This window comes from Gottschalkiaceae bacterium SANA, from assembly GCA_036323355.1.
In the GTDB taxonomy this organism is placed as follows: Bacteria; Bacillota; Clostridia; order Tissierellales; family GPF-1; genus GPF-1.
This window is the reverse complement of sequence record AP028876.1, coordinates 1816857-1838473: the sequence shown is the minus strand read 5'-3', so window position 1 is coordinate 1838473 and position 21617 is coordinate 1816857. Positions and strand designations below refer to the sequence as shown.

Genomic DNA, 21617 nt, shown 5'->3' with positions numbered 1-21617 from the left:
TCAAAAAGGATTAGCAAAGCTAACCCTTTAGATGATTTCTACAACGACTCTTTTATCCAATTTAATGGCAGCTGCCTTTACAACGGTTCGAATTGCCTTGGCAATCCGGCCTTGCTTGCCGATAATTTTTCCCATATCGTCAGAGGCAACTTTTACTTCCAGAATTATTGTTTGTGTACCTTCAATTTCATTGATTTCAACAGCATCAGGCTGGTCGACTAGGGATTTTACAATCATCATTACCATATCTTTCATGATAACCACCTATTCTCCTTGCTCTTCTGATTTCACGTCGTATACACCATTGTTTTTGAACAATCGCTCTACTGTATCTGTTGGTTTTGCTCCATTAGACATCCACTTTTGCGCTTTTTCTGCATCTACGGAAAATTGCTTAGGTTCTGTCACTGGGTTGTATGTTCCGATTTCCTCGATGAATTTTCCATCACGAGGGGATCGAGAATCCGCCACCACAATACGATAGAACGGCTTCTTTTTCGCACCAATACGTTTTAAACGAATCTTTACTGCCATCCTGTTCACCTCCTCTTTATCGACCCGGGAAAGGTAATTTCATTTTCCCACGTCGTTTAAACTGTTTTTGCATATTCGTCATCTGCTTCATCATTTTTTTCATTTCTTTATATTGTTTCAGCAGCTGATTAACTTGTTGAACGGTAGTTCCACTACCTCGCGCAATACGCTTGCGTCGTTTTCCATCGATGATCGATGGATTTGCTCTCTCCTTCAGTGTCATGGAGAGAATCATTGCTTCTGTATATACCAGGTCTTTTTCATTGACCTCTGCACCCTGCAATTGTTTTTTATTCATTCCCGGAATCATTCCGATCAAATCTTGTACAGAACCCATTTTTTTCAACTGCTGCAATTGATCTAGGAAATCATTGAGATCAAATTTTTGCTTTCGGATTTTATCCTGCAGTTCACGGGCTTGTTTTTCATCAAAGGCGCCTTGTGCTTTTTCAATCAAGCTCAACACGTCACCCATACCTAAAATGCGTGATGCCATTCGATCGGGGTGGAAGACTTCAATGTCATCAACTTTTTCACCCAAGCCAACGTATTTAATGGGTTTCCCTGTTGCCGCTCGAATAGAAAGAGCCGCACCGCCACGCGCATCGCCATCCAGTTTTGTCAAAACAACACCGGTGAGATGAAGACGATCTTCAAAGGTCTTTGCCACATTGACGGCTTCTTGACCTGTCATGGCATCAACAACCAAAAGAATTTCTTTAGGAACCGTGGAAGCCACAATATCCTGAAGTTCTGTCATCAGCGCTTCATCAATCTGCAAGCGTCCAGCTGTATCCAGAATCACCACATCCCTGCCGTTTTTGCGGGCAAAGTCAATGGATTCTTTAGCGATCTTCACGGGATCCTGAGATCCATCGATAGAAAATACGGGAATATCTACTTGCCCGCCAACAACCTTAAGCTGTTGAATGGCGGCTGGTCGGTAAACGTCACAAGCCACCAAAAGTGGCGCGTGTCCCAATTCGCGTATTTTTTTAGCAAGCTTGGCAGCCATTGTTGTTTTACCAGCGCCTTGCAAGCCACATAGCATCAAGACTGCAGGCATGCCTTCAACCATTAAGGGTTCTGACTTGCCACCCATTAGTTGGGCAAGCTCTTCATTAACAATTTTAACAACCTGTTGTCCTGCATTGAGTGATTCAAGTATTTCAACGCCAATTGCACGTTCCTTGATCTTGCCAATAAAGTCTTTTACGACTTTGTAATTGACATCAGCTTCGAGTAAAGCCAATTTGACCTCGCGCAAGGCAGTGTTTAAATCTTTTTCTGTCAATTTGCCGCGTTGTGTCAGCTTCTTTAATGAACCTTGAATACGGTCCGATAAATTTTCGAATATGTTCGCCATGTCATCACCTAAAATTGTTTCATCATATTTTGTATTTGTTGTCGCATATCTTGAATTTTATTGTGTTGATCTTTGTTGAGGACTTCGTCCATTCTTCCGAGTTCTTGATCGATTGCTTGCAATTGAGAAACAACCTTTTGAAATCGCTGAATCATGCCAAGTTTGTCTTCGAAAGATTGAAGCTTTTTTGTTGAACGTCTAAGCACTTCGGATACGGCCTGTTTGGTAATTCCTAGGTTTTCTCCGCTTTCAGTTAAACTGAAATCTTCTTCACATATCATATGAACAACTTCTTGTTGTCTTTCACTTAAAAGTTTTCCATAGAAATCATTATGCAATGCTAAATCTTCAATATTCATCTTGCACCTCGTAAAGGTTTTTGCTTGACAGTAATCAAAGTATACTTGTTTTTTTATGCTTTGTCAACGGTTTCTGGAAATAATGCATCAACAAATTTTTCAGCATTAAATTCCTGCAAATCATCGAGACCTTCCCCTACACCAATAAATTGAATGGGGATCTGAAGCTCCTGCACAATAGGGACAATCACGCCCCCTTTTGAGCTGCCGTCCAGCTTGGTTAGGATGATCCCATCAAGCGGGGTAATGGCATGAAAGGTTTTCGCCTGGTGAACGGCATTTTGACCCGTGGTTGCATCTAAGACGAGTAAAACTTCGATGCTGGCATCTGCTGCTTCACGCTTAAGCACCCGATGAATCTTTTCTAATTCCAGCATCAGGTTTTTCTTATTGTGTAGGCGGCCTGCTGTATCACAGATTAAAAGATCGATATTTCTAGACTTGGCCGCCTGAACGGCGTCAAATACAACAGCAGCTGGATCAGCACCTTGTCCCTGAGAGATAACAGGCACTTGAGCCCGTTCGCCCCAAACCATTAATTGCTCGACGGCTGCGGCACGAAAAGTGTCTGCAGCAGCAAGCATAACTTGTTGTCCCTTTCTTTTTTCCAGGGCTGCAATTTTTCCACAAGTGGTTGTTTTTCCAGCACCGTTTACGCCCACAACCAAAAGGATATGGGGTTTCGATTTTGGCTTTGCTTCATTGGGATGATTGGTAAGCCAGTCAATCAAGATCTCTCGAATTAAGCTTTCGGCTAGTTTTGATTCTGTTGCGCCCATTTTTTTTGCGCGTTTTTTTACTTCTTGAACCAATGCTTCCACCGTATCAAAACTCATATCAGAAAGAATCAGAATCTCTTCCAATTCTTCATAGAATTCTTCGTCCAGTTCGCTATGACCGCTAACCAGGGCCGAAATGCGATTGGTCAGTTGTTGACGTGTCTTTTCTAAGCCGCCAAATAATTTTTTAAAAAAACCATTCTTCTTTTCCAAGAATTGTGCCTCCTAATTAATATACTCCTCTGGTTTCAGGTCCTCCAATTTCACAGACAAAACCGAACTAACTCCCTTTTCAGGCATGGTAATCCCGTACAAGACCTTTGCAGCGCGCATGGTTTCTTGCTTATGAGTGATGATGATGAATTGAGACATGGCAGAATGCTCCTGAAGAAAGTCAGTAAACCGTTTAATATTCGCGTCATCTAGGGCTGCTTCAATCTCATCGAGCACGCAAAAGGGCGTGGGTTTCAATTGAATAATCGCAAACATCAAAGCGATTGCTGTTAAAGCCTTTTCTCCACCGGATAGTACCGATATGTTAGAAAGTTTCTTCCCTGGTGGTTGTGCGACGATGCGAATCGGCGTGGTCAAAGGTTGAGATGGATCGAGTAGTTGAATATCGGCGTCTCCTCCACCAAAGAGATGGGTAAAGGTTTGTGTAAATTGTTTGCGAATTGCTTCCATTTCAGCCAGAAAACTCTTTTCCATAGAATCAACCAATTCGTGAATCAAAGATTCTAGATCTTTTTTTGCAGAAAGTAAATCCGCTTGCTGTTGGCTGAGAAAAGTGAAACGTTCATTGACTTCCTCGAATTTTTGAATGGATGTCAAATTGACCTCTCCCAGGTCCCGTATTTGTTTCTTAAGATCTTTAACGGTACTTCGTGCTGTAGCGACGGCGAAGTCTTCAAGGGCAATTTTTCGAGCCATGGCGATGGACATTTGATACTGCTCCCAAAGGTATTCAACCTGTTGTTTTTCTTGCATCTCACTCTTGGTAAGATTCACTTCATCTTTTCGCAATCGATCTTTTAACTCCGACAACTCATCATCGATTTCGTAATAACGTTGGTTCATACTTTGACTGGTTTGCTTGGCTTCCTGTATTTCTTGCGTCAAAGCATTCCGCCTTTCCTCTGCATCTGTCATACGTGAAAGCATCAGGATCATTTGTTGATCAAGTTCCTGGATCTTTCTTTGAATGCCGATTCGATCTTCGCGATTCCTTGTTTGATTAAATTGCCCCTCGTCAAGCTGGGATTGAAAGGCGCTCATTCTGTTTTGATACTCGTTACGCAAAAATTCTTTATGGTGAATCTTCTCCAGCAAAGACGCCCGCTGTACTTCTTTTGGTTGACGAACATTGAGATCTTTAAGCATCTTACGCTCCAGATCTTTCATTTTCGTGGAACCCTCTTCAATTTCAGTCTCGAGGATCGTTCGCTGCTCTGTCAGGTCATTTTGTTCTTCATCAGCATGCGAAATTTGATGGCTCATTCGTTCTTCATCACGGCACAATTGCTCGTAAGTGTTTTGATAACCGCGTTTCTCTCGGATTAAGGTTTCGTGGTCCCTCTGCAGGAAGGTAACTTGATTCAACAAGGTCTTTACCTGAATTTCAATAAAGTCTTTTCGGTCCTTGCTTTCTTGCATCAAATGTTCCTGTTCTTCCAGTTCCTTGGCGATGCCTTGAAGCCGCGTTTGAATGGTCCGTTTTTTGTTGGTGTATGTTTCTTTTTCCTGCTGATATTGAGACAAGAGACTTTTTCGTTCCAGCAAACCACCTTCTCGATTCAACTCACCCGTTGATACAGCTCCGCCAGGTCTAATCATGTTACCGTCAATGGTCACTACGCGGTAACGCATTTTAGTCTTTTTTGCGATGGCTAGGCCTTCATCCATGGTTTCTGCAATAAAGGTTCTTGCCAATAAGAATTGAACAACTGGGATAAACTCGTCTTTGCAGTTGACTGCTTGAGAAGCAAGCATACCAGCATCTTGATCCCTTTCCGGCATTGAATTTGGACGAATCAAGTCCATGGGTAAAATCGTAATTCGACCAAATCTCTTTTTCTTGACAGTGCGAACAATGGATTTGAGGTCTTCTTCCGTACGAACCACAATATTCTGAAGGGCATTACCCAAAGCTGTTTCAATGGCTTTGTGGTATTTAGGTTGTACATCAATTAGGTCTGTGACAACACCAAGAATTCTTTTTTTCATTTGGGGTTCATTGTCACGTTCTCCCATAATTTGGCGGACACCGCGGAAATATCCCTCATATCCGTCGATCGCGCGTTTTTCAAACTGAATTTTATTGCCAATGCGATCCAAGTCGTGGTCAACCTGACTCAAAGTGTTTTTTTCTTCTCGCAATTGATAGATCAAGTTTTCCCGCTTTAAACCGCTATCGTCATAGGCTTCTTGATTTTTCGTTAAGCTTGCAGCTTCTTCCTTTTGCTTGGCCATTATTTTTTCTAACTCTGCTTCTTTAGTAATTGCCTTTTCATTCTGTTGTTGAAGCAGGTCTTCGTACCGTTTTTTTTCGCCGGCTACCTCAAAATATTTTTGCCTGTATTCGTTGTGAAGTTCCTTGGCTTGCGAGAGCCTATTGGTTAGATTGTGAAGGGACTTTCGTTTTTGATCAAGGGCTTCCATCATGGAAGTACGTTGGCTTTCAAGTTCTTCATTTCCAGAGTCCAATTGACTTAATTCTGTTTCGATGTTATCCAATTCACGATTTAAGGCTAAAAACTCTTCTTCAATAATAGAAAAACGGCCGCGTTCTTTTACTTGAAGGGCTTTTGTCGTTTCTGATTTTTCTTCCAATTCGAGGCGCTCTTTTTCTAGAGCCTCTTCCTTTTCCTTAATTCGTGAGTGTTCATGATCCAGGTTTGCCTTTTGAATTTGTAAGGTTTGATGGCCCTGTTCTGCCTCGCGAAGGGCTTCTTCCTTTTCCACAAAGAAAGTCTCCCGTTCGTTAAGGTTTTCCCTCAACCTCATACGATCGTCTGTAAGTAGACTTAGGCGTTCTTGGGCGAATTCATTTCGTTCCCGGATTTGTAGCACACGTTTTTTTGTATGATCATGATCATTAATGACCAAACTGACATCAAGGCTGCGCATGTCTTCGAAAAGAAGTTTGTATTTCTTTGCTTCTTCAGCTTCCACTTGAAGGGGTTCTAATTGTTGCTCAAGTTCCAACAATATATCTTGAACTCGCTCCAGATTTTGTTCTGTCCGCTCCAACTTTCGACCCGTCTCTTCTTTTTTCGACTTAATCTTCGCGATTCCCACAGCTTCTTCAAAAACCGCGCGGCGTTCACTAGAGTCCTTGCTTAGAATATGATCAATTTTTCCTTGACTGATCATGGAGTAGCCATTAACACCCAGTCCTGTATCAAACATAATATCTCGGATATCCTTTAGTCGAACAGATTTACGGTTGATGGCGTAGACACTTTCTCCCGAACGATACAACCTCCGGGTAATAGCGACTTCGGAATAATCAATAGGAAGTGAACGTTCCTCGTTATCGAGGATCAAAGAAATTTCCGCGTATCCCGTTGCTTTTCTTTTGTGGGTTCCTGCAAAGATGACATCTTCCATTTTTTCGCCCCGCAAGGCTTTGGAACTTTGTTCACCCAAGACCCATTTGATCGCATCAGAAATATTGCTCTTCCCACTGCCGTTCGGACCAACGATACAGGTGATTCCCGGCTCAAAGTTCAATGCTGTTCGATTGGCAAAAGACTTGAATCCTTTCATTTCGATTCTTTTTAAATACACCTGCTTCACCTTCTTTATGACAATTTTTCTAGGGCATCTTGTGCGGCTTCTTGCTCCGCTTCTTTTTTAGAGAAACCGATACCTTGTCCATACAATCGATTGTCGACATAAACAGCTGCCTGAAATTCCTTGCAATGGTCTGGACCTGTTTGATCAATAATATCGTAACGTATAGCGACTTCTCCATTTCGTTGGACATACTCTTGAAACTCCGTTTTGTAATCACGGTTCAATCGACCGTGAATTCCGGCGTCGATAATTGCCTTTAGTGATTCTGAAATAAAGCTACGAGCCTCTTCGATTCCGCCATCCAAGTAAATCGCTCCAATTACCGCTTCAAATGCATCAGCCAGAATTGATTTTCTTTTTCGTCCACCAGTCAGCTCTTCCCCTTTTCCCAAGTACAAAAACTGACCCAAATCAATTTTCTTGGCTGCGATGGCAAGGGAGTCTTCACAGACAATCGATGCACGAATTTTTGTTAAATCCCCCTCGTCAAGATCCATGAAACGGCGATAGATATAATCGCTGATTACGATACTTAAAACTGAATCCCCCAGAAATTCCAATCGCTCATTGCATTTCAATCCTTGCTCTCGATGTTCGTTGGCATACGAACTATGGGTTAATGCTTCAGTTAATCGATTTGCATCCTGAAAGGTGTATTGAATTTTTGTAATCATAGTTCCCTCCCCTCTCTATGTATGGAAGAAATGAGCCCTATTGAGCTCATTTCTTTATATCTTTGACTAGATTGACCGCATCCTGCACGCTTGTGATGGAATCGGCATTTTCAATGGGAAATTCAACACCAAATTCTTCTTCACAAGCCATGACAACTTCCATCAATTCGATAGAGTCCATATCAAGGTCTTCTTTGAATCGTGAGTTCAATTGAATTTTCTCTTTTTCAATATCCAAATTCTCTGCAATAATATTTTGAACGGTTTCAAAATGCATGTTTACTCCTCCTCATTGTTAAGTTTCTGAATGGCTTGTATCACACCCGCTTTTGTGAATTTCTCCGCGAATAGAGCGGCATTCATCATAGCGGTTTCATCGGAACTTCCATGGGCTTTAATAACGGGATGTTGAATGCCTAAAAGCGGTGCCCCTCCCACTTCGTGGTAATCAAAACGATCTTTGATCCCGCCAAGAGGTTTTTTCATAATCAAGGCTGCCAATTTGGAGAAAAAGCTAGCCGTGAATGATGTCTTTAATAGTCCGAAAAGTGTTGAAGCCGTGCCTTCAACAGCTTTCAAGAGAATATTTCCAGCAAATCCATCTGCCACAAGAACATCGTAGTTACCCTCAAGCACATCTCGCGCTTCCACGTTCCCAATAAAGTTCTCGACAGATGCGTCAAGCAGTCCATAGGCTTCATTGTACAATTGGCTTCCCTTGCCAGGTTCAGCGCCGATATTCAACAATCCGACTTTTGCATTCTTCTTTTCAAATACACGTTCAGAATAGATTTTTCCCATTTGAGCAAACTGCAGCAAAAACTTTGCCTTGCAATCCACATTTGCGCCTGCATCCAGCATAATCTTAGGTCCATCCATTGTCGGGATCACCGGCGTCAAGGCAGGTCGTTCTATCCCCTTGATTCGACCAGAGAGAAAAAGCCCCCCTGCCAACAAGGCTCCCGTATTGCCACAAGAGACTAGAGCATCGGCTTTTCCTTCTTTTAACAATTGATAACCCATAACCATGGATGCTTGTTTTTTCCTTCGAATCGCCATGACCGGTTTATCTGTTGTTTCAATTTTTTCTCTTGTGTGGACAATGGAAACTCGATCTGAAATATCCGGAGTAACCACTGGCTTCAAAACCAATTCATCTCCGATGAGAAGGATCGATATTTCTTTGGATTGTCCCAACGCCTGAATGGCGCCTTTCGCGATTCTATCTGAACCGAGGTCTGCCCCCAGGGTATCTATCGCAATTCGCATACTATCCCTCCTTATTATTCATACCTAGCTATTATACCATAAAAATAGGCAAAAAAAATAGAAGCAGTCTAGGCTGCTTCTATCTCTTATTTCGCTTCTACAACTTCCTTGCTCCCGTAGTAACCACATGCTTTACATACGTGATGAGGCAGTTTCGGCTCGTGGCATTGTGGGCAATTTACTAATTGTACAGCTACCCGCTTTGAATTGCTCGCTCGACGTGAATCACGTTTCGCTTTGGTTGTTCTTTTCTTAGGTACAGCCATTGAGACACCTCCTTATTTAAAAAGATTCTTTAGTTTCTCGAGTCGTGGATCAATATCCTCATTTTCGCATTGGCAACTTTCATGATTCAAATTAACACCACATCTTGGACAAAGTCCTTTGCATTCGAGTCCGCAAATATGCTGTAAAGGGTATTCGATGCGGACTACTTCTTGAATCAATTCCTCAATTGCTAACTCACCATCTCGGTAGAGCAAACAATATTCTTCAGAATCATCCGTGAAGTCTTCAGCAACAATTTTCGCACGAAACTCTGAGTTGAATTCAATCTGCATTGAATCCAAGCACCTTGTACAGTGCTCCATAGTCGAAAAAGAGAATTTCCCGTAGCATAAAATTTCATCCTCTACTCGGTATAACTCAGCCGTCATTACGATCGGACCTTGAACCCGTAAAACGGATCTGTAGGCATCCTCCAACGGAAGTTGGAATTCCGAATGAAATGAGGTTTGGAGCTCTTCGCTTTTCTTAAAAACTTCAAGATTATATCGCATATTATCACCTCAATGCAGCACAGTTAATTATATTGAGGTTTCCAACGTTTGTCAAGTTATCCTTTGATTAATAACAAAGTATCCTTGGCAATCATTAATTCCTCATTTGTTGGAATACACATCAAAGCAACGGAGGCGTCTTCCTTTTGGATAAAGGCTTCTTTGCCTCTCATGTCGTTACGCACGTCGTCGATCTCAATACCAAGACCAGCAAGGTCCTTGCAAATCTCAGCGCGAGCAATCTTGGAGTTTTCTCCCAAACCAGCAGTGAATACGATGCCATCGACTCCGCCCATAACCACTAGGTATGCTCCAATATATTTTCTGACACGTAGATAGAATTTCGCCAATGCAAGTTCCGCACGCTCATTGCCTTCAGCCGCAGCCGCTTCAATATCGCGAAAATCACTACTTACGCCTGAAATTCCTAATACACCGGATTGCTTATTCATTAAAGAGTTAACCTCTGCAATCGACATGTTTTCCTTTTCCATCAAAAACGTTACGATGGCAGGATCCATGTCGCCACAGCGAGTACCCATAACCAAGCCTTCAAGCGGTGTGAATCCCATGCTTGTGTCAACCACTTTTCCTCCGGAAATCGCTGCAACACTAGCACCGTTTCCAAGGTGGCATGTAATCAATTTTAAATCTTCCAATGATTTGCCCATCATATCCGCAGCACGCTCTGCAACATATTTGTGCGAGGTTCCGTGGAATCCGTATCGACGGATTTTATGTGTCTCATAAAGCTCGTATGGCAAGGCGTAAAGGAAGGTCGCCTTATCCATGGTTTGATGGTAGGCTGTATCAAAAACACCAACCATAGGCACGCCAGGCATCAATTCCATGCATGCGTGAATCCCAATTAAGTTTGCCGGATTATGTAAGGGAGCCAATTCTGAACATTTTTCCATAGCTGCAATTACTGCATCTGTGATCATAACAGAAGAAGCGAACTCCTCTCCACCATGAACAACGCGATGTCCAACCGCATCAATTTCTTTCAATGAAGAAATCGCCCCTACAGACGGATCAACGATGGATTCTAAAACAACTTCTAAAGCCTCTTTGTGTGTTTCCATCGGCTTTTGAACGATGTGTTTTTCCTTACCCGGTGTCTCATGGGTTACAATGGCACCTTCGATTCCAATTCTTTCGCCTAATCCTTTTGCAAGAACAGTCTGATCTGTCATATCGATCAATTGATATTTCAATGATGAACTTCCACAATTAATAACTAAAACTTTCATACAATTCCCTCCTCAAATTCTAATAGTCCATACAATAATAATACAAGAAACACCAAAAAGCAATAAAGCAAATGATTCAATCGATACAAATTTATTGCCTGTAATTGACGAATTCAAATGGACAAGGTAGGCTAGATACAGGAGGATGATCAATGAAAATAGTTGGTTGCATTGCTGAATTCAATCCATTTCACCATGGACATGAATTATATTTAAAGAAAGCAAAAGAGATTAGCAAGGCCGATGCGGTTGTTGTGGTCATGAGCGGGGATTTTGTTCAACGCGGTGAACCTGCAATTATCAATGCCGAGCGCAGAACGCAAGTAGCCCTCTCTTATGGTGCAGATTTGGTTTTAGAGCTACACCCTGCTTACGTATTAGCTAGTGCAGAGTTTTTTGCATTAGGCGCGATTTGGAGCCTAGAAGCCACAGGCATCGTAACAGATTTGATCTTTGGAAGTGAGTCTGGCAACATCGATGATTTTCTTCACGTTCAGGGCTATTTGCGCAATCATGGTGAACGCTTTTCTTCTCAAATCCCCTTGGCCATGCAAGGTGGTCTCTCTTATTCCAGTGCCATTGCCAAGGTTTTAGAACAAGAAATTTCAATTTCTGAAAAAGGATTTTTTTCGAAACCCAATAATATTCTTGGCATTGAATACGTGAAAGCCATGCTGACTAGAAATCAAGGCTTTCAAATTCATACCTATCAACGTCAGGGAGCGAACTATCACGATCAAGCCATTCAAGGTGTTATGGAAAGTGCATCGGCGATTCGACGGCATTTACATGCAGGCGGAAAACCTGGTGTCCTTGTACCGGAAAAATCGCTTCATTCGCTGTCTCATTTTTATGAGGAAAATCGAAAGTATCAAGATCTAGAAGCCTATTTCCCCCTCCTTCAGTATCGAATTTGTCTTCTTTCCCCATCCGCACTTGCACAATACGCCGGCTGTGAAGAAGGAATGGAAAATCTATTATGGAAGAAGATTCATCAGGTTGCGTCCTATAGTGAATTGGTGGAGTCCATGACTTCAAAACGATATCCAGCTTCTAGAATAAAACGGTATTTATTATCTATTCTTTTGGGCTATACAAAAATACTTGCATCCTCTTTCAAGACTCAAGGACCCTCCTATTTAAAACCCCTTGGGTTTACAGATACCGGTCAAACTTTGATGAAGAAGATCAAATTGATTGGAAGCGTACCACTTTTGTCAAATGTAGCGGAAAGCTGGAATTCGGATACGCCCCCCAGGGGGTTGAGTCTTGATTTAGCTACAAAAGATATTTACCACTTGGGTGCAAAAACTTCATTTGCCTTGGGAACAGGACTTCGAACGGCACCAAAAAAGGGATGATTAATCATCCCTTTTTTCACCCCATCTATTCCTTTAAATCTTCCAACTCTTTTCTTGTTCGATAGACACGATTCAAAGTGTCTTCCATTTCCTTCAAGACCTCTCTCATATCCCCTTCTACCTTTCCGATAACGCGGTCCGCATATAATACACTGTCATTTTTTATCTTTCTCTTTTTCATCTCAGCTTCGTCTACCATACGGCGTCCTGTTGCTTCTGCTGATTTCGTGATCACGTGATTAGCGGTCATTTGTTCTGCACGCTTCTTTGCGTCGTCGATAATGATTTTTGCATCTTCTTTTGCCTTATTGACAATGGACTCTCGTTCATCATTGGTAATTACCGCTTTTTTTATGGCATCGGGAAGTTCAATCCGAATGGTTCTCAGAATCTCCATCACTTCATTTTTATCAATTTTAACTTTACTGCTGAAGGTTGTTGGACTATCCTCAATTAGATCTTCCAACTGATCCATCAGTTCCATGACTTTTTTGTATTGAGTTTCTTGTTCCATTCTTATTCTCCTTCCTGAAATTTTTTCTGCAGAGCTTCAGCCACATGAGCTGGAGCCATCAAACCGACATTCCCGCTAAATGAAGCCACTTCTTTAACAATGCTTGAACTTAAATATGAATATCGGCTACTGGTCACCATAAACAGAGTCTCTGTATAGGCGTCAAGTTGATGATTGACCAAGGCCATTTGAAACTCATATTCAAAATCAGATACGCTTCTCAATCCGCGTATGACAAAATCAAATTGCTCTTGAGCCACGTAATCAACCAAAAGACCCGAAAAAGTATTTACGGTCACATTCTCAAGCTCTTCCACGGCTTCCTGGATCAAGGTTTTTCGTTCCCCCAAGGAAAATAAGGTTTTCTTATTGTTGTTTTCTAATACTGCAACAACCACTTCATCAAATTTCATAGAACAACGACGGATAATATCTAAATGCCCATATGTAATGGGATCAAAACTGCCTGGATAAACAACCTTCACGTTTTCAGCTCCCTTGTTTGAAATAGGTAATTCGAATGCTTCCATACTTTCGATCATCGACAAATGAAAAATTCTCAAAAGTCAGGTTTAACGACAACGCCGCCTCATGTTCAACGATAATCATCCCGTTTTCCTTTAGAAGTTGCAAGGAATCCAGCAATTGAAGGTTTTTTTGAGCAAAACCTTGTTCATAAGGTGGGTCCATAAAGATTATATCAAATTTTAAACCCTCTATGGCAAATTTTCTCAAACTGGCTTCAACATCATTGCAAATCACTTCGCCCACCAGGTGGGTTTTCTGTAAATTTTCTTCTATCAGCCGGCAATGATCTCGATCCATGTCTACCAACTTAACATTCTCGGCACCTCGGCTCAAAAATTCTATACCCATTCCTCCTGCACCTGCGTACAGATCGAGAACGACATCCTCTGGATATACATTCATTATGCGATTGAAAATTGCCCCTTTTACCTTATCGGTTGTCGGGCGTATATCGTATCCTCGGGGTGATTGCAAGGGAATTCCTTTTGCTTTACCTGTTATTACTCGCATCACAGTTCCTCATTTCTTTTAAATTGTCTAAATGACGACGGGCATAGGTGTAAAAAGACTGGATCCTTTTTTGATCCATGGTTGAGATGGCTTGACGAACAGTCTCCCATATTTCTTGATCGATGGCAAGATCGAGATGGGTAAAGCCAAAAGATCCATGTTGTTCCAGACCAAATAAATTTCCTTGCCCGCGTAGTCTTAAATCTTTTTCTGCGATTTCAAAGCCATCTTGGGATTCTACCAGTACACGCATGCGTTCAATAGCCTTTTCCGATTTAGTATGGCAAATTAAAATGCAGTAGGATTGACGGTCGGATCGGCCTACACGTCCGCGCAGCTGATGCAATTGAGCCAAACCGAATCGTTCAGCACTTTCGATAAAAATAACCGTAGCTTGAGGAATATCGATTCCAACTTCAATGATTGTAGTCGACAGCAAAATCGGAGTTTTTCCAGATTTGAAGGCTTCCATGGCGCGATTCTGTTGATCCTTTTTCATTCGACCATGAAGGGTCGTATGTTTAGTACGGCTTAGGAGAGCGTGTTGAATCTCCCCCTCCAGTTTTTCGATGCTCATAGGATCCGATTCATCAGCTTCATCAGCCAGATCAATATGAGGACAAACTACGAATCCTCTATGGCCTTTTTCTACTTCGTTTTCTAAAAAGCCATAGGCATCCTTACGCTTTTGCGGGCCTACTAAGTAGGTACGGATTGGTTTTCTTCCTGCCGGAAGGGAATCAATTACCGAAAGTGACATCTCTCCAAAAAGTGTTAAGGCCAAGGTACGCGGAATCGGTGTCGCGCTCATAGCAAGCACATCCACTGCCGGACCTTTCGATTGTAACTTTGAACGCTGCGCCACCCCAAAGCGATGTTGCTCGTCGGTTACGACCAAACTCAAGTGAGCAAAGTCAAGATTGTCCGACAATAAAGCATGGGTGCCAAAGACTGAAAGACATTCGCCCGCCTTGATTCGCTCGGCTATTTCTGCGCGTTCTCTCTTTTTCGTTGAACCCGTCACCAAAGCACAGGGAATGCCGGCTTTTTCGAAAAAGGGAATGGCTTTTTCATATACCTGATGGGCCAACACTTCTGTTGGGGCAAGATAGGCTGCTTGATAGCCAGACAAGACGGAAATTGCCATGCTCAAAAAGGCGACAACAGTCTTACCAGAGCCAACATCACCTTGCAGCAGCCGATACATCGGCTGTGGTGCAATCATGTCTGTATGGATCTCTGATATGGATTTAAGCTGGCCATCTGTCAATTGAAACGGCAAAGACTCTGTTAATTGATTGATATCGATATCGATATGAGAAATTCCTAATCGATTTGCTTGCTTTGTAAGAATTTGTGCCAGTTGATACTGCACTGCCTCTTCTGCTGCTAAGCGCTTTCGCGCTTTCTCCAGATTTGATGGATTTTCAGGAAAATGCATGGTGCGAATGGCCTCGAAATGGCTACCAAACTGGTCACCAAAAAAAGGTGAATAATCGCGTTCAAAAACAGATTCCTTTTCAATGCTTTGTCGAACCCATTGTCGAAACATGGTTTGAGAGATGCCTGAGGGCAATCGATATACCGGTAAAAAGACCCGCTCATCGGTAATTTCTTTTGCTAAAATGGGATTGACCATTTGCAATTTGTTTTTCCATTTTTGAATTTTACCTTGGAATCGATAGGACTGATTGGGTCGAATTGATTGCATCCGATAACTTTGATGAAAAAACATAATCTGAATGGGAATTTGTTCAGCAAAACCGGAAAAAAGCAGATACTTTGGTTTCTGTTGCACACTTTCAATTAAAATTTCAAGCTGAAAACTGTTCTTCGGATTCTCATGATACATCTCAAGCCTTGTTTCAATCCATTCATAACGAGTAGGGAAATACGTCAGCAAGTCAGCCATATTGGTGATTCCAATTTCTTTTAGTTTTTCAATTCTTTTTTGTCCCAAGCCCGACAAGCGGTTCAGTTTCATTTCGTCCTCCCATAAGGAAAAGCCGCTAATAGCGGCTTATTCGATCGATAAAATATAGTAGTATACGGGCTGACCCCCATAAACCAATTCAATGTCAATATCATCAAAAACTTCTTCGAAGGCTTCAACGAGAGCATTCGCCTTCTCTTCCTCGACGTCCTCACCATAATAAATGGTAATGATGTCTGCATCATCAACGAGTTTCTCAGCTAGTACCGTGGTGACTGCATTCATTTCATCACCCTTGCAAAGAATTTCTTTTTTTCCGATGCCTATGATGTCATCAACTTGAATATCAATACCATTGACCGTTGTGTCACGTACGGCAAAAGTAATTTGACCAGTCGTAATTTCCGGCAAAGCTTCAAGCATGGCAGCCTCATTGTCGTCCGCCGATGCTCCTGTATGGAAAGCCAACATAGCAGCAATCCCTTCCGGCATGGTCTTGGTCGGAATAACACGAACATCTCGCTTGCTTAATTTTGCCGATTGTTGGGCCGTTAAAACGATATTTCCATTGTTTGGCAAAATATAGACAGTCTCTCCACCCGTGCGTTCAATGGCGGCCACCAAATCTTCCGTGCTGGGGTTCATGGTCTGGCCCCCTGCAATAATTTGATCAGCACCCAAACTTTTAAATACTTCACTAAATCCTCTTCCCGCAGAGACAGACAAAAAACTAAATGGTTTTTTTTCAATCGGAGCGGCAGCTTGCATGTCCTTCAGATTTTTTTCTTCCTGTTGGAAACGCATATTATCAATTTCTATTTCCGTTAATTCACCAAGTTTTAATGCTTCCTGTAAGATCACACCCGGTTCCTTGGAGTGAATATGCACCTTGAAGATATCTTCCGCTTCGGCGATGACCATTGAATCACCCAATTTATCAAGAATATTTCGGAAATCATCAATCGAACCTTTTGGTTTCAAGACCATAAAATTTGTGCAATACCCTTCTTCAATCTCTTCATTGGGTTGCAAGGTTCTCGATGGCATTTGAACTGAATCCATAGACTCCTGTACGGCAATCTTGCCAGTCAGGCCTGCGTAGAATCCGTGAAGTAGAAGCATAACACCCTTGCCACCTGAATCTACTACACCTGCTTCCTTAAGTGCGGCCAACATATCTGGTGTTTGTTCCAAGACCTCATCACCGTGGGCAAGCAAGGCTTCCATAAATTCCTCGATCTCCATATCTTGCGTGGATAGTTCAAGGGCTTTTTCCGCAACAACGCGGGCAATGGTAAGCATGGTACCCTCAACGGGTTTCATGACTGCCTTATAAGCCGTTTCACGGGCATGATCAAGACCAGCTGCCAGTTCAACGACACCCAATTCTTCGATGTCTTTTGTCCCCTTGTAAAATCCACGTAGTAATTGAGATAAAATAACACCTGAGTTGCCTCTAGCACCCATCAGAGCGCCGTTAGAAGCAGCTTTTATTACTTTTCCAATATCTTCACCGTCAGCTTGCTTAACGCTCTCTGCGGCGGTTAGAATCGTTTTCGACATATTTGTTCCTGTATCGCCATCCGGCACAGGAAAAACGTTTAATGCATCGACTAATTCACGATGCGCATCTAAATTTACGGCAGCCGCAACAAATGCACGTTTAAATAACTGCCCATTAATACCCTTCATGTGTATGAAACCTCCTAGTTGTTTTGAATGCGTACACCTTGAACATGGATGTTAACCTTAAATACGGAAAGTCCTGTGTACGTTTCAACATTATACTTAACGGTTTCAATAACATTTTTTGCAACCGCAGATATCTTCGTTCCAAATTGCATGATCACATACAAATCAATGATTAAATTTGTCTCTTCTTCAACATGGACCTTAACGCCCTTCGTTACATTCTCACCCTTGAGCAATTCAACAAGACCATCCGTTGTGCTTGATGGCGCCATGCCAACTAACCCATAACACTCTGTGGCTGTCATGCCTGCAATCTTTGCTATTGTTTGATCTTCTATAATAATTTTACCAATTTCATTTTCTAAATATACTGCCATAATACCCCTCCTATCGCTTTTTTCTGTGAGCTATCAGGAAAAGCATACCAAATTTCGGCAAACAATTCAACTTACAGTATTTTAATCATATATTTAGCCTTGCCAAACACTTCTATAATGTGGTAAAATAGCGATGTTCGTTAAGAGATGTTAGGAGGTGTAGTCATGGCAAAAGTTTGCGAAATTTGTGGAAAAGGAAAAATTTCCGGAAATATTGTAACATTCTCAAACCGTCATATCAAACGATCTTGGAAACCCAACGTACAAAAAGTACGCGTGATTGTTGATGGCACGCCAAAAAGAATGAATGTTTGTACACGTTGTTTGCGTTCTAAACGTGTCGAGCGTGCAATCTAATTGATGACGTAATGACGTATTGTTGAAATTTTAGACTCCGAAAGGAGTCTTTTTTCAATTAGGAGGGAATTTATGAAAAGAGTTATTCTGATAATTAGTATCACAATCACCTTGATCCTCAGCCTGTCCACTAGCGGATATGCCGACTCTGCTTCCCCACATACCTTTGCATCCGTAGAAGGAAATCGATACCTTTGGGATTCAGAGTCGGCTAGTGGTCTGTTGTTTCCCAACGGCGCAACTTTTAATCAAGCTTTTTTGCCCGTCGGAATTTCTCTTTCTCTTGATGACAAGGAAATTGAATTGATTCCGCAATCCTTTCCTCAAAAAAAAGAAAGCTTTTGGAATTTCGCTTTTTACTCAACATCTCAATTTAGAAACACACCAGCCTTACTGAACCTGAACGAAGAGATCCTCCATTTTAAGGGAGACCGAATCTATCACGTTACTTATGAAAGAGAGGCTTTAACACATGAAAGCAACTATTATCAGTTTCATCAACTATTCTTTGTAGAGCGAGGCCCCTATCAGGGAGACCTGTTGATTATTCGTTCTAATGAACACGTAGCTATAGAAGACGCTTTGTCCTATTATCTAGCCGAGGACCCTCTCGATCCATCGCTTTTGCAATCTCCATCCGATCGTGTTCGCGTCCCCCTTTTCAATCCAAAGAAGGCTTTACAAAGCCTATTGCCCAATTCCACTAGTAATGGACAACCACTCTGGGGAATTTTCGAACCCAGTGCTCCCCGAAGTCTCGTTACAGTTAATAGTCTGGAAGCACAATTGGACACAAATTTCCCATTAATTCTACGATATGCAAACTTTACTGATTCTCCGAATCAATTGCAAGCGGACCTGCAGAATGCACGCTCTGAAAATCGTATGGTTGAGCTTACCCTGCAGACCAATGAGGACAATGGTTTAGAGTCATCTATTTATTCCGTGCTAAACGGCACCTATGATAGAGAACTTCGAGATTTGGCCCGCGTCGTCCGCCAACAGGGTGATCCCGTCCTCTTTCGTTTAAATAATGAGATGAATGGAGATTGGTGCAATTACTCTGCCTTGTATTTTGGCATGGAAACTCAATTATATAAGGATACATGGAATTGGATCTATCAGATCTTTCAAGAGGAAGGCGCCGACAACGCCCGTTGGATCTTCAATCCCAATGAACGGTCTTTTCCCCAATACAGGTGGAATCATATGCTCGCCTACCTCCCCGCCCTTGATCAAATCGATGCTGTCGGCCTGACGGGTTACAATACCGGAAATTTCTATCCAGGAGAACGATGGCGTTCCTTTGCAGAGATTTTTGATCCAATTTATAAAGAATATGACAAAGTATTCGCTTATCCCCTATTGATTACCGAGTTTTCTTCTAGTTCCATCGGCGGAAACAAAGAAACTTGGATCAAGGAAATGTTCGATCAACTTCCTTATTATCCGAGGATCGAGGCCTTGATTTGGTGGGATTATGCCGATTATGCCACTGGCGGTAAAATTGCCCGTCCCTACTATATCGATGAGACGCCCGATGTCATGGATGCCTTCAGGGAAGGCTTTAAGTCCTTTTACGCCACTGAATAGGTTCGAATGTTTTTTATAAAATTATCTGTATGAACCCAAAATGGAGCCTTTGAAGGGCTCCATTTTGCTGTTTAAAACCGTGCGATTTTACTCTCAAGCTTGATAAGGCAATCTCTATCGAGCACAACGATCGGAAGATTAGACTCGCTTTCCTAATACTTTTTGTAATGGCTCTATACCTTATAAAAGTATTTACTCCGACTGCTGTTTCTCGATTATTTCCAAGAGAATCGGCGAATCAGACAGCTGCCCCCTCACATCGTCGATGGTCATTATTGCGATTTCTTCAACGATATATCCTTTGTCGATCAAGCGATCGATGACAGACCAGGGTACGTTCATTCTCTTTGCAAGATCCATTTCTTGTTGTTTCGCCTTTTCAGAAACGTTGGAAGAAGGCGCTTCCATATCGATCTCACTCAAATCCATGATTTGAATGCTTTGTTCTTTTTTATCCGGGTCGTATAGATCATAGATGACCGTATTCTCATATCGGTTCAGCATAGCGAAATGAATATACAATTCGGTTTCAAGCAAAATCTTTTCATCCCCGGTCCAATAGTTGCAGAGGATCAGTTTTCGATCTTTCGCATCATCGAGCACAAGCAATTGATTACCGCCAGCAACACCCAATAAAGTGCCGTCGTCATCAAAATCATATTCATAGACCACTTCACCCGTAGAAATGTGAATCACCTGCAGAACCGCACCATGCTCGCATAGGGCTTCCATAATCAAATGAGTGCCGTCGGCCGACCAAAACAAATTCGTATAATCCACCAAGCCTTCCGGTGCAAAACCAGAAAGTGGAATCGAATGGATTTTTTCTTCTACAACACTTGCGAATTTCACTTCATTCTGTCCGGATAAATAAGCAAATTGAACCGTATCGTGATACCATGTGAAAAATTGCAAAGGATTTGATAGATCTTCCACCTCCCAGAGAAGTTTATGATTCATTGAATTTCGTACGCGTATCCATTGCTCTTCCACACCCACATAGGCACCGCCGGTATAGGAATAGGCTTTCGCTGATCGCTGATCGAGATTTTGAAAATCCAATTCTTTTGTCTTTCGATGATAGGCCAGAAACAAGGAATCGTCCTGAAATGAGATCAAATCACCGTTACCTGCAATCGTTGTTCCCATCCCCAGCTGAAGTGGATCATCACTAATTGTTTCATAGGGCGTGTCAGGTTTCAATTCTTTGAGTTGATCAGTAAGTTGATAGAAAATAATGCTCGAGGATCGTGGATCATTAAAATCCCGCAGAACACCCCAAATTTCATCATCGACCAAAGACGCCTGAACCACCCGCTTATCTTCAGTAACAATCCCACTGCTCTCACTTGGTTCCTTCTCTTTTTCAACCACTGGTGTTTCCTGTTTGCAGCCAGTCATAAGCAGTGCAAAGACTAGAAGTAGAAAAACAATTGTCTTTTTCATTTATTTCTCCTCCAGAACGTACAATTCGTCACAATCTCTAAACGTGTACAGGCAAAATCAACCAATCAGCACTAGTTTCCTTTTTTTCCAAACCACTCATGCAAGCACCATGCTTTATTATGAATTTCCATCTATTTCAAGTATAGCACTTTGCGTGGTTATTCTTCAATTTGTCATTATTATTCACAAAATAATTAAATCATCGTGCTATTCTTAATTTGTGTTAAAGATGATCACATTCACGAATCTATTGTATTTGAATAATTATGCACGTGGTGACTCCAATGCCCCGGTCAGTTTTTTTCTTAGGCACAATGTAATCAAGATTCGATTTAATCATTTCTTTGAAAGGAAGAAATCGGAAAATATCAAGAGAGACAAAAAGAATCTTTTAAGATAGACAAGCTTTACAAAAGTGAATATTGAGGCGAACATTTGGAACTTGCCTGATGATAATGAGAAAAAGCCATAAAAAAACGCAACAAAAAAAGAAGT

At 41.9% G+C, this 21617-nt stretch carries 22 protein-coding genes; 3 read left to right on the top strand and 19 right to left on the bottom strand.

Annotation, left to right across the window (positions count from 1 at the left end; genetic code table 11):
• Positions 1-27: 27 nt before the first annotated feature.
• The 12 genes from AC25CA_RS08660 to AC25CA_RS08605 form a co-directional block, all read right to left on the bottom strand.
• Positions 28-255 (bottom strand): KH domain-containing protein, encoded by a 228-nt coding sequence (locus AC25CA_RS08660; protein ID WP_486813451.1) that lies wholly within the window; start codon positions 253-255, stop codon positions 28-30.
• A 9-nt stretch (positions 256-264) separates the two neighbouring features.
• The gene (gene rpsP / locus AC25CA_RS08655; protein ID WP_486813450.1) at positions 265-534 is read right to left on the bottom strand and encodes a 30S ribosomal protein S16; all 270 of its coding nucleotides are present in this window, start codon (positions 532-534) and stop codon (positions 265-267) included.
• A 16-nt stretch (positions 535-550) separates the two neighbouring features.
• Entirely contained in the window at positions 551-1900 is a 1350-nt protein-coding gene (gene ffh / locus AC25CA_RS08650) for a signal recognition particle protein (RefSeq protein WP_486813449.1), read from the bottom strand.
• A gap of 8 nt (positions 1901-1908) precedes the next feature.
• A complete protein-coding gene (locus tag AC25CA_RS08645; protein WP_486813448.1) occupies positions 1909-2259 on the bottom strand; it encodes a sigma factor-like helix-turn-helix DNA-binding protein in 351 nt (116 codons plus the stop codon).
• Positions 2260-2312: 53 nt separating this feature from the next.
• Positions 2313-3251, bottom strand: coding sequence for a signal recognition particle-docking protein FtsY (ftsY, locus tag AC25CA_RS08640; RefSeq protein ID WP_486813447.1), 939 nt, complete (start codon positions 3249-3251; stop codon positions 2313-2315).
• A gap of 12 nt (positions 3252-3263) precedes the next feature.
• Complete coding sequence (smc, locus tag AC25CA_RS08635) at positions 3264-6827, bottom strand: chromosome segregation protein SMC (RefSeq protein WP_486813446.1); 3564 nt, start codon at positions 6825-6827, stop codon at positions 3264-3266.
• Positions 6828-6841: 14 nt separating this feature from the next.
• A complete protein-coding gene (rnc, locus tag AC25CA_RS08630) occupies positions 6842-7510 on the bottom strand; it encodes a ribonuclease III (RefSeq protein ID WP_486813445.1) in 669 nt (222 codons plus the stop codon).
• Between the two features lie 46 nt (positions 7511-7556).
• Positions 7557-7787 (bottom strand): acyl carrier protein, encoded by a 231-nt coding sequence (acpP, locus tag AC25CA_RS08625; RefSeq protein WP_486813444.1) that lies wholly within the window; start codon positions 7785-7787, stop codon positions 7557-7559.
• 2 nt (positions 7788-7789) lie between these two features.
• Positions 7790-8779 (bottom strand): phosphate acyltransferase PlsX, encoded by a 990-nt coding sequence (gene plsX / locus AC25CA_RS08620; protein WP_486813443.1) that lies wholly within the window; start codon positions 8777-8779, stop codon positions 7790-7792.
• A gap of 86 nt (positions 8780-8865) precedes the next feature.
• Positions 8866-9045, bottom strand: coding sequence for a 50S ribosomal protein L32 (gene rpmF / locus AC25CA_RS08615; protein WP_486813442.1), 180 nt, complete (start codon positions 9043-9045; stop codon positions 8866-8868).
• A 12-nt stretch (positions 9046-9057) separates the two neighbouring features.
• Positions 9058-9558 (bottom strand): YceD family protein, encoded by a 501-nt coding sequence (locus tag AC25CA_RS08610; protein ID WP_486813441.1) that lies wholly within the window; start codon positions 9556-9558, stop codon positions 9058-9060.
• 56 nt (positions 9559-9614) lie between these two features.
• Complete coding sequence (locus AC25CA_RS08605; protein WP_486813440.1) at positions 9615-10811, bottom strand: acetate/propionate family kinase; 1197 nt, start codon at positions 10809-10811, stop codon at positions 9615-9617.
• A 152-nt stretch (positions 10812-10963) separates the two neighbouring features.
• Here AC25CA_RS08605 and AC25CA_RS08600 point away from each other — a divergent pair, with 152 nt between their 5' ends.
• On the top strand, positions 10964-12172 hold the full coding sequence (locus tag AC25CA_RS08600; RefSeq protein ID WP_486813439.1) for a tRNA(Met) cytidine acetate ligase: 1209 nt from the start codon (positions 10964-10966) through the stop codon (positions 12170-12172).
• Positions 12173-12197: 25 nt separating this feature from the next.
• Here the strand turns inward: AC25CA_RS08600 and AC25CA_RS08595 are convergent, their stop codons facing one another.
• From AC25CA_RS08595 to AC25CA_RS08570, 6 genes are read right to left on the bottom strand one after another with little or no spacing between them, the layout of a single operon-like run.
• Positions 12198-12686: a hypothetical protein gene (locus AC25CA_RS08595; RefSeq protein WP_486813438.1), complete on the bottom strand. Its 489-nt coding sequence runs from the start codon at positions 12684-12686 to the stop codon at positions 12198-12200.
• 2 nt (positions 12687-12688) lie between these two features.
• Complete coding sequence (gene coaD / locus AC25CA_RS08590; protein ID WP_486813437.1) at positions 12689-13171, bottom strand: pantetheine-phosphate adenylyltransferase; 483 nt, start codon at positions 13169-13171, stop codon at positions 12689-12691.
• 4 nt (positions 13172-13175) lie between these two features.
• On the bottom strand, positions 13176-13724 hold the full coding sequence (rsmD, locus tag AC25CA_RS08585; RefSeq protein ID WP_486813436.1) for a 16S rRNA (guanine(966)-N(2))-methyltransferase RsmD: 549 nt from the start codon (positions 13722-13724) through the stop codon (positions 13176-13178).
• Positions 13705-15708: an ATP-dependent DNA helicase RecG gene (locus tag AC25CA_RS08580; RefSeq protein WP_486813435.1), complete on the bottom strand. Its 2004-nt coding sequence runs from the start codon at positions 15706-15708 to the stop codon at positions 13705-13707. Before AC25CA_RS08580 ends, rsmD begins: the two co-directional genes overlap by 20 nt.
• A 36-nt stretch (positions 15709-15744) precedes the next feature.
• Positions 15745-17349, bottom strand: a complete 1605-nt coding sequence (locus AC25CA_RS08575; protein WP_486813434.1) for a DAK2 domain-containing protein — start codon at positions 17347-17349, stop codon at positions 15745-15747.
• Between the two features lie 14 nt (positions 17350-17363).
• Entirely contained in the window at positions 17364-17726 is a 363-nt protein-coding gene (locus AC25CA_RS08570; protein ID WP_486813433.1) for an Asp23/Gls24 family envelope stress response protein, read from the bottom strand.
• A 165-nt stretch (positions 17727-17891) separates the two neighbouring features.
• On the opposite strand from AC25CA_RS08570, the gene rpmB reads away from it, so the two are divergent.
• A complete protein-coding gene (gene rpmB, locus AC25CA_RS08565) occupies positions 17892-18083 on the top strand; it encodes a 50S ribosomal protein L28 (protein WP_486813432.1) in 192 nt (63 codons plus the stop codon).
• Between the two features lie 72 nt (positions 18084-18155).
• Complete coding sequence (locus tag AC25CA_RS08560; protein ID WP_486813431.1) at positions 18156-19676, top strand: glycoside hydrolase family 26 protein; 1521 nt, start codon at positions 18156-18158, stop codon at positions 19674-19676.
• A gap of 192 nt (positions 19677-19868) precedes the next feature.
• On the opposite strand, the gene AC25CA_RS08555 is transcribed toward AC25CA_RS08560, so the two are convergent.
• The gene (locus tag AC25CA_RS08555; RefSeq protein WP_486813430.1) at positions 19869-21122 is read right to left on the bottom strand and encodes a hypothetical protein; all 1254 of its coding nucleotides are present in this window, start codon (positions 21120-21122) and stop codon (positions 19869-19871) included.
• Positions 21123-21617: the final 495 nt, after the last annotated feature.